The sequence below is a fragment of the uncultured Campylobacter sp. genome, assembly GCF_938045535.1.
GTDB lineage: Bacteria > Campylobacterota > Campylobacteria > Campylobacterales > Campylobacteraceae > Campylobacter_B.
The window spans coordinates 1-7782 of record NZ_CALIMQ010000331.1; the positions used below are offsets into that span (position 1 = coordinate 1).

Annotated in this window: 9 protein-coding genes; all 9 read left to right on the forward strand. The window is 48.1% G+C overall.

What is annotated here, in order from left to right; genetic code table 11:
- On the forward strand, positions 1-403 hold a 403-nt coding region (locus Q0095_RS10160), incomplete at its 5' end, for a TonB C-terminal domain-containing protein (RefSeq protein ID WP_297883392.1).
- 15 nt (positions 404-418) lie between these two features.
- Entirely contained in the window at positions 419-1666 is a 1248-nt protein-coding gene (gene tolB / locus Q0095_RS10165; RefSeq protein ID WP_297883393.1) for a Tol-Pal system protein TolB, read from the forward strand.
- A 55-nt stretch (positions 1667-1721) separates the two neighbouring features.
- Complete coding sequence (locus Q0095_RS10170; RefSeq protein WP_177389412.1) at positions 1722-2195, forward strand: OmpA family protein; 474 nt, start codon at positions 1722-1724, stop codon at positions 2193-2195.
- A gap of 1 nt (position 2196) precedes the next feature.
- Positions 2197-3015 (forward strand): tetratricopeptide repeat protein, encoded by an 819-nt coding sequence (locus Q0095_RS10175; RefSeq protein WP_297883394.1) that lies wholly within the window; start codon positions 2197-2199, stop codon positions 3013-3015.
- A gap of 50 nt (positions 3016-3065) precedes the next feature.
- A complete protein-coding gene (locus Q0095_RS10180) occupies positions 3066-3677 on the forward strand; it encodes a peptidylprolyl isomerase (RefSeq protein WP_297883395.1) in 612 nt (203 codons plus the stop codon).
- Positions 3678-3685: 8 nt separating this feature from the next.
- Complete coding sequence (locus tag Q0095_RS10185) at positions 3686-4630, forward strand: ACP S-malonyltransferase (RefSeq protein WP_297883396.1); 945 nt, start codon at positions 3686-3688, stop codon at positions 4628-4630.
- The gene (locus Q0095_RS10190; protein WP_297883397.1) at positions 4627-5325 is read left to right on the forward strand and encodes a 5'-methylthioadenosine/adenosylhomocysteine nucleosidase; all 699 of its coding nucleotides are present in this window, start codon (positions 4627-4629) and stop codon (positions 5323-5325) included. The genes Q0095_RS10185 and Q0095_RS10190 overlap by 4 nt, the downstream gene beginning before the upstream one ends.
- The gene (locus Q0095_RS10195; protein ID WP_297883398.1) at positions 5322-6071 is read left to right on the forward strand and encodes an ATP-binding protein; all 750 of its coding nucleotides are present in this window, start codon (positions 5322-5324) and stop codon (positions 6069-6071) included. Before Q0095_RS10190 ends, Q0095_RS10195 begins: the two co-directional genes overlap by 4 nt.
- Before the next feature lie 964 nt (positions 6072-7035).
- The coding region (locus tag Q0095_RS10200) for an aldehyde dehydrogenase family protein (protein WP_297883399.1) at positions 7036-7782 on the forward strand (747 nt) is incomplete at its 3' end.

Sequence of the window (7782 nt, forward strand, 5' to 3'; positions counted from 1 at the left end):
TTTGTCACTTGTCATTATTTTTTGTATTTTTGCGTTTTGCTGTATGCTTTTTGCGGCGGATTCGGAACAGAATTTTATTTATGAAAGAAATTCCGTTTCGCAAAAATCTGGTAAAATTCAAATTTCAAAGGAGTTAGATGCTTATTTTTCGCAGATGGCGTCGAAATTGCAAGCTCTATGGACGAAGTATCAAGCAGGTATTTCCGATGAGGCTAGAGTCCGCATAGAATTTAGCAACAATGGACGAGTTTTAAATTATCAAATTTTAGAGCTTGGGCGTAGCACAGAATTTAACCAAAAGCTAAGGAAATTTTTAGATGAGCTTCCTAAGCGAAGCTTTCCAAAATCACTGGATAATAAATCTCACACATTTGAAATGGTATTATCCGACGTAGCAAATTAAATTTAAGGAGAAAAGATGAAGAAACTACTTTTGATTCTTGTATTTTGTAGTAGCATTTTCGCGGCAGATGCGACTATGTCTATCGTAAACGAAGGGGTAAATTTACCTAAAATCGTCGTTCAAGATGCGTCGAACCTTGCAAATTCAGAATTTGGCAACAAATTCTTTAAACTTATGGTGGGCGATCTAAAGGTCGGCGCGACTTTTGAAGTCAGCGACGAGTATCTACAAAGCAGCTATGATGCGGGCGCTTCCGACAATCTAGGCTCTAGCGGTGCCGCTCTTATCGTGCGCTACGCGGTAAGTGATAAAAGTTCGCCGATGAGCCTAAAAGCCAAAGTGCTCGAAGCAAACAGCGGCAGGGTGATGTACGAGAAGAGCTTTACGCTTTCAAATGCCGAGAAATATCCGTTTTTAGCCCATATGGCGGTATCTGAGATCGTCAAGCAGCTAGGGTACTCAAACGTCGATTGGATGAAGGAGATGATTTTGCTCTCTCGCTACACTTCGACGCGTGAGAGCGAGATCATGGTGGCTGACTATACGCTTACCTACCAGCAGGTGGTGCTTCGCGGCGGATTAAATATCTTCCCTAAATGGGCAAGCGCGGCGCAGAACGAATTTTATTATACCTACTACGTCAATAAAAATACGCCCGCTATCTATAAATTTGATCTATCCAACGTTAGCAAAAGTAAAATTTTTACCGGTCACGGCATGACGATAGCTTCAGATGTAAGCGCCGACGGCAGAAAGCTTTTAATCACCAATGCGCCTAAAGATCAACCCGATATTTATTTGTATGATATAGCCTCGGGCAGCGCTAAGCAAATTACTGATTATGCTGGCATTGATGTAAATGGAAATTTTATCGACGGCGATTCGCGCGTGGCTTTTGTGAGTGATCGTCTGGGTTATCCAAACGTATTTGCCACTAGCGTAAACGGCGGCAACGTTCAGCAGCTCGTCTACCACGGCAAAAACAATAACTCCATCAGCACAAATGGCAATTATGTTACTTACTCTAGTCGCGACGGCGGGGGCGGATTTAATATATATTTAATCTCTACTCAAACCGATATGATACGCCAGTTAACGGCTAGCGGCAAAAATATGTTTCCTAGATTTTCTAGCGATGGCGGTAGCATTATGTTTATCAAGCAAGACGGCGGCGGAAGCTCGGTAGGTATTATCAGAGTTAACGAGAATAAAAGCTTCCAATTTCCGTTAAGAGTGGGTAAAATTCAATCGGTTGATTGGTAAAATATTAAAAAATCTCGTGATATAATGACTTCAATTTTTTTTGAAAGGATAGAAAATGAAACATTTAGTTTTATCTTCGATAGCAGTTGCTGCTCTATTATTGAGCGGTTGTTCTAAAAAGACCCCAGAGGCCGATACTACAAGCACAAGTGATGCAGATAGACTAGCTGCTTTGGCATCTCAGATCCAAAGTGAAGTTGGCACTGTTTATTTCGACTTTGATAAATTTAATATTAGAGCCGATCAACAAGGCACAATCAATAATAACGCAGCTCTATTCAACCAAGCAGGCGCAGAGTCTCTAACTGTTAAAGTTGAGGGTAACTGCGATGAGTGGGGTTCTGATGAGTACAACTATGCTCTTGGTCTAAAGAGAGCTACTGCAGCTAAAGACGCATTGGTTGCTCAAGGCGTAAATGAGAGCAGAATTTCCGTAGTAAGCTACGGCGAGAGCAATATGGCTTGCACAGAGCATTCTAAAGAGTGCGACGCTCAAAACAGACGCGACGAATTCAAAGTTGGATTCTAATTTGAAATTTAAAAATTTCACGGTGGCGGCTCTTTTGGGAGTCGCCACTTTTTTAAATGCAGAAACTTCTGCATTTGATGCTGGCAATATTGATTCGGGCAGCTCTTACGGGCTAACTGAGAACGAACAAGTATTGCGCGACAATCGCAAGCGTATAAGCGAGATGCAAACTAGCGTAGATAATACACGCGAGAGCGTCGAAGGTTTGCGAAGTGTCCTTGAAGGAACAAATTCTAAAATTTCGAACCTGGAAAACAGGGTAGCGGATCTAGAAATTCGCGCTACCGGCAAAAGCCAAGGTAACAGCGAGCTAGATCAGATGAAACGAGATATCGCAACTATAAAAGCCCAAATTGCTGAAATTAATAAAAAATTAGGTAGCGGCAGCAGCGTAAAAAAAAACGCTGAATTAGACGCAGGCACTGCTCCGGCTCCCGCTAGCACAAAATCAGACTCCGATTTTAAATCAAAAGATCAAGCTTCAGTATTGAAAGAGGCTGACGCTTTATATGCCAAAAAAGACTATTCCGGCGCAAAAGAGCGCTATAATTATTTAGTATCTAAGAACTACAAGCCCGCTAAGGCAAACTATATGCTGGGCGAAATTTCATATTTTTCCGGCTCATACGCAGAAGCGATAAACTACTATAAAAAGAGCATCTCGCACAATGATAGCCAAGACTACACCCCAAAACTTCTTTATCACACCGCGATCAGCTTCGATAAGATCGGTGATAAAGACAGCGCAGATAAATTCTACAAAGCGCTAAAAGCTTCATACCCGGATTCCAAAGAAGCTAAAGCCGCGCCCACTAGATAACCTAAATTTAAATACAAAATCAAAAATAAAATTTTAAATAGGAGAAAACTATGGCTAACAACCGAGTTATAAAGATGCATTATGAGCTAAAAGACGGCAAAACCGGCGAAATTTTAGAGTCAAATTTAAACTCCGCCCCGATCGCCTTTCTTAGCGGCAAAGATCAAATTATCCAAAAGCTGGAAGATGAAATTTTAAATCTACAAGCGGGCGAGAGCAAAACGGTTCTAATAAGCCCGAGCGACGGGGTCGGCGAGTATAGAGAAGACGCCGTGCAAATCCTGCCTAAAGAGCAGTTTGCGGGCATCGATCTGGTCGTCGGTATGGAGCTTTTCGGTCAGGCGGAGGACGGCGCGACTACCCGCGTGAGCGTCAAAGCTATCGGCGAGCAGGACGTTACCATCGACTTTAACCATCCATTCGCGGGCAAGGAGCTGGAATTTAACGTAAAAATCGTCGAGAATCGCGAAGCGACGGCGGACGAAATTCTTACCGGCCAGCCGGAGGGTGCTCACAGCTGCGCCTGCGGACACAACCATCACGAGGATCACGAGTGCTGCGGCGGACACGGACACGATCACGCAGAGGATCACGAGTGTTGCGGAGGCCATGGACATGCAGACGGTCACGAGTGCTGCGGCGGGCACCACCACGAGCATTAGGATTTTTTATGAAATTTGCTTTTATCTTCCCCGGACAGGGCTGCCAAAGCGTAGGCATGGGCAGGGAGTTTTATGAGAACTCCGCCTCTGCGCGCGCGCTTTTGGATGAGGCTTCAAGTTTTACCGACATCGATTTTAAAAATTTACTGTTTGAGCCCGGCGACAAGCTCGACGTTTCGGAATTTACGCAACCCGCGATTGCATTAAATTCCATGATGGCGCTTGCGGCGCTGCAAGAAAGAGCGGATCAAGAAAAGCTTAGCATCGCTCCGCAGTTTTTGCTTGGCCATTCGCTGGGCGAGTTTAGCGCGCTAAGCGCTGCGGGAGGAATAGAGCCGAAGCAGATGCTAAAGCTAGTAAATATTCGCGGCAGGCTTATGCGGAGCGCCTGCGAGGGCAAAGGCGCCGGAATGATGGTGATCTTGGCTCTTGCCGACGAGGCGGTCGAAAAAATTTGCGCGGATGCGACGAGCGCAGGCAAGCAGGTTTGGGCGGCGAATTATAACTGCGATGGACAGATCGTGGTCGCTGGCAAAAAAGATGATCTCGCAGCACTCGAGGGCGAGTTTAAAGCCGCGGGCGCAAAGCGCGCGATGCTACTTAATATGAGCGTCGCGAGCCACTGCCCTATGCTACAAAGCGCCAGCAACGAGCTTTTGAAATTTTTACGCCCCGCGCTAAAAGAGAGTTTCGCTCCAGTCGTTGCTAACGCCACGGCGCGAGTATACACGACGAAATCCGAAGCGCTAGAGCTGCTGAAGGCCCAGCTTATTGGCCCTGTGCTTTACAAGCAAAGTATCAAAAATTACGAGGGCGAGACGGACTGCTTCGTCGAGTTCGGCGCAGCGGTTTTAAAAGGTATAAACAAAAAGATCACGCAGAAGCCGACCTTCAGCATCACGGATCTTGCGAGCTTAGACGAGTTTGTAAAATTTGCAAAGGAGAACGGATGAAAGTAGCGATCTTGGGTGCTATGCCCGAAGAGATCGAGCCGCTATTATCCGCACTGCGCGAGCGGGGCGTGAACGTGGAGGCCGTAGAGCATGCGAATAATAAATTCTACGCCGCCAAGCTTAACGGCCATGATCTCGTGATCGCATATTCGAAGATCGGCAAGGTAAATTCCGCCCTGACGGCTACGGTTATGATCGAGAGATTCGGTGCGCGCGCGCTCATTTTTACGGGCGTCGCGGGGGCTTTGAAGCGCGGCATTAAGATCGGCGAAATTTTATACGCCACCTCACTCGTGCAGCACGATCTGGATATCACGGCGTTTGGGCATCCGCACGGATTCGTGCCGGGAAGTAAAATTTCAGTCCAAACTGACGCGAAGCTAAATTCTATCGCGCAAAGCGTCGCCGAGCAGCTAGGCATCACGCTAAAATCGGGCGTCATCGCTAGCGGCGATCAGTTCGTGGGCGATGAGGAGCGCAAGAGCTGGATCGAGCGGACGTTTGATGCGAGCGCGGTCGAGATGGAGGGAGCGAGCGTAGCGCAGGTGTGCGACGCGCTGGGCGTGCCGTTTTGCGTGCTGCGCGCGATAAGCGATGAGGCGGGACACAAAGCCGAGTTCGATTTTGACGAGTTTATGGTAACAAGCGCGCAAACGAGCGCAAATTTCGTCCTAAAAATGATCGAAAGGTTATGATAAACCTCTCCAAAAAACTACTTCGCCGCGTCGGACAAACCAACGCCAAATACAAGATGTTCGAGCGCGGCGATAAAATTTTACTAGCTCTTAGCGGCGGCAAAGACAGTATGAGTTTGGCGCACGTGCTGAAGCACTTTCAAAGCGTAAGCCCGCTAGATTGGGAGTTTCGAGCCGTCACCGTCACCTACGGTATCGGCGAGGATCTGCGCGAGATAAGCGCCCATTTTAAAGAGCACGAGATCCCATACGAGATAATCGATACTAAAATTTTTGAATTCGGCAAGGAAAAGATCCGCGCGAACACCACGTTTTGCAGCTTTTGCTCGCGTATGAGGCGCGGATACATCTACTCCTACGCGCTTGAGCACGGCTTTAATAAGATCGCCATCGCCCACCACCTCGACGACGCCGCGGAGAGCTTTTTTATGAATTTCACCTTTAACGGAGCGCTGCGTACCCTCGCTCCGCGCTATGTCGCCGAAAAGGGGCTCGTGATCATCCGCCCGTTCATTCTAGCGCGCGAGCGCCAAATCGCCGCTTGTGCTAGAGATAACGAGCTTCCGATCATGCGCGAGGAGGAGGTTTGCCCCGCGAAGCAATACGGTGGCAAGGAGCCTACCGCGCGTGCCGCTACGAAGGAGCTTTTGGCGCAGTACGAAAAGACCCATCCGAGGTTTTTTATCAGCCTGCAAGCCGCCTTTGCCAACATCCACGAAGAAACCTTTTTCGAGCCTAAATTTTAAAATTTTAAGCGGCTTACACTCCCTCGCTCAAACGAATTCAAAGCGCCCAGTTCTTGCGACAACATGAGTTTCGTGCACCTAGTTCGATTTTTTGGCTTGAATGAGCCTGACGCACGCAGAGCAGTTATCTTTCCCTGTGCTCAAACGAGCTGCGAGCCGCAGCGCGAGCAGTTGGATTCACTGTGTCCGAGCCGTGCGCGCGAGTGATTGGGCTTCTGCGTCCGAAGTTGTGTACATGAGCGATTACGCGCTCTGTACCCGAGAAGCTACGAGATATCGTAGGTTGTGCGTTGCTGTATCTGTTTTTATAAAACAGCTACGGCTGCTTTCGGCGCCACGCTTTCATCCTGCTCGGGCGCCGCTCAAGCGAGCTTTACGAGCGATCGCTGTGGGTCTCGCAAAGCTCGCGCGAAAGATAGTTGTAGAATTTTCATCTCAAAAAATGTTTTAGAAATTTTACCCCACAAAATTTTAAAATTTTATCGGCAGGCTATAGTTTAAGGCGCATTCGCAGATCCGCCCGCCGCGTGTCGTAAATTTAAACTGCTCGTCCGCTCCGCAAAATGTTTCAAAAATCTTACTTCGCAAAATTTTAAAATTTTAACGAAGCCGAGTTTAAAATTCCGGCAGAGCCAAATTTTAAAATTTCAAAGCGACCGAATTTTAAAATTTATCAAAGCCGAATTCTGAAATTTTATCGTAGCCGAATTTCCGCTCTCGTTTCATAAACGTTACCTTTTGAAATTTCGCCGCTCGCGCTGGGTTAAATTTTGAGCCGCTTCAAAGCCGCTCAAAACCTCCGCTGTCGCGCACGCAGATTAAATTTTAAAATTTCGCGGGCGCCGCATTGCTTCTCAAATTTACACACCGCGAAATTTTAACCGATTTTCGCTCCGAAATTTATGCCGCATTAATCGCCGCGGATATATAATAGCGAATGTCATATTTCACGTAAGGAGTAAGCATGGCTACAATCCAACCAAGCTATAAGCTTTTCATCGACGGCGAGTTTGTGGGTGCCGAAGGCGGCGCGAGCCTAGACGTTTTTAATCCCGCTACCGGCGAGAAAATTTCAAAGATCGCAGATGCTAGCAAGGCGGACGTCGATAAAGCGGTCGCCGCGGCCCGCAAGGCGTTTGAGAGCTTCCGCCGCACCAGCGTTTATGAGCGCAGCGCACTGCTAAATAAGATCGCCGACGTCCTGGAGCAAAACGCCGAGTTCATCGCCACCGTAGAGACTATCGACAACGGCAAGCCGATCCGCGAGACGCGCGCGGTCGACGTAGCGTGGTCGATCGAGCATTTCCGCTATTTTGCGGGCGTGATTTTGGGCGAGGAGGGCAGCGCCAATATGTTAAAAGAGCGCTATCTATCCGTCGTTTTGCGCGAGCCGATCGGCGTAGTAGGACAGATCGTGCCGTGGAATTTCCCATTTTTAATGGGCGCGTGGAAGCTCGCTCCGTTACTTGCCGCGGGCGATACATGCGTATTTAAGCCAAGCTCCGAGACCAGCCTTAGCATTTTGGAGTTCATCCGTCTAATCGCGCCGCTACTTCCAAAGGGCGTCATCAACGTCGTAACCGGCAAGGGAAGCAAGGCAGGCGAGTTCGTCCGCACCCACAAAGGGCTCGATAAACTCGCGTTTACGGGCTCGATCGAGGTCGGCAGAGGCATCGCTGCGGGACTCGCCGTGACCGCCGGCCTTCTTCTG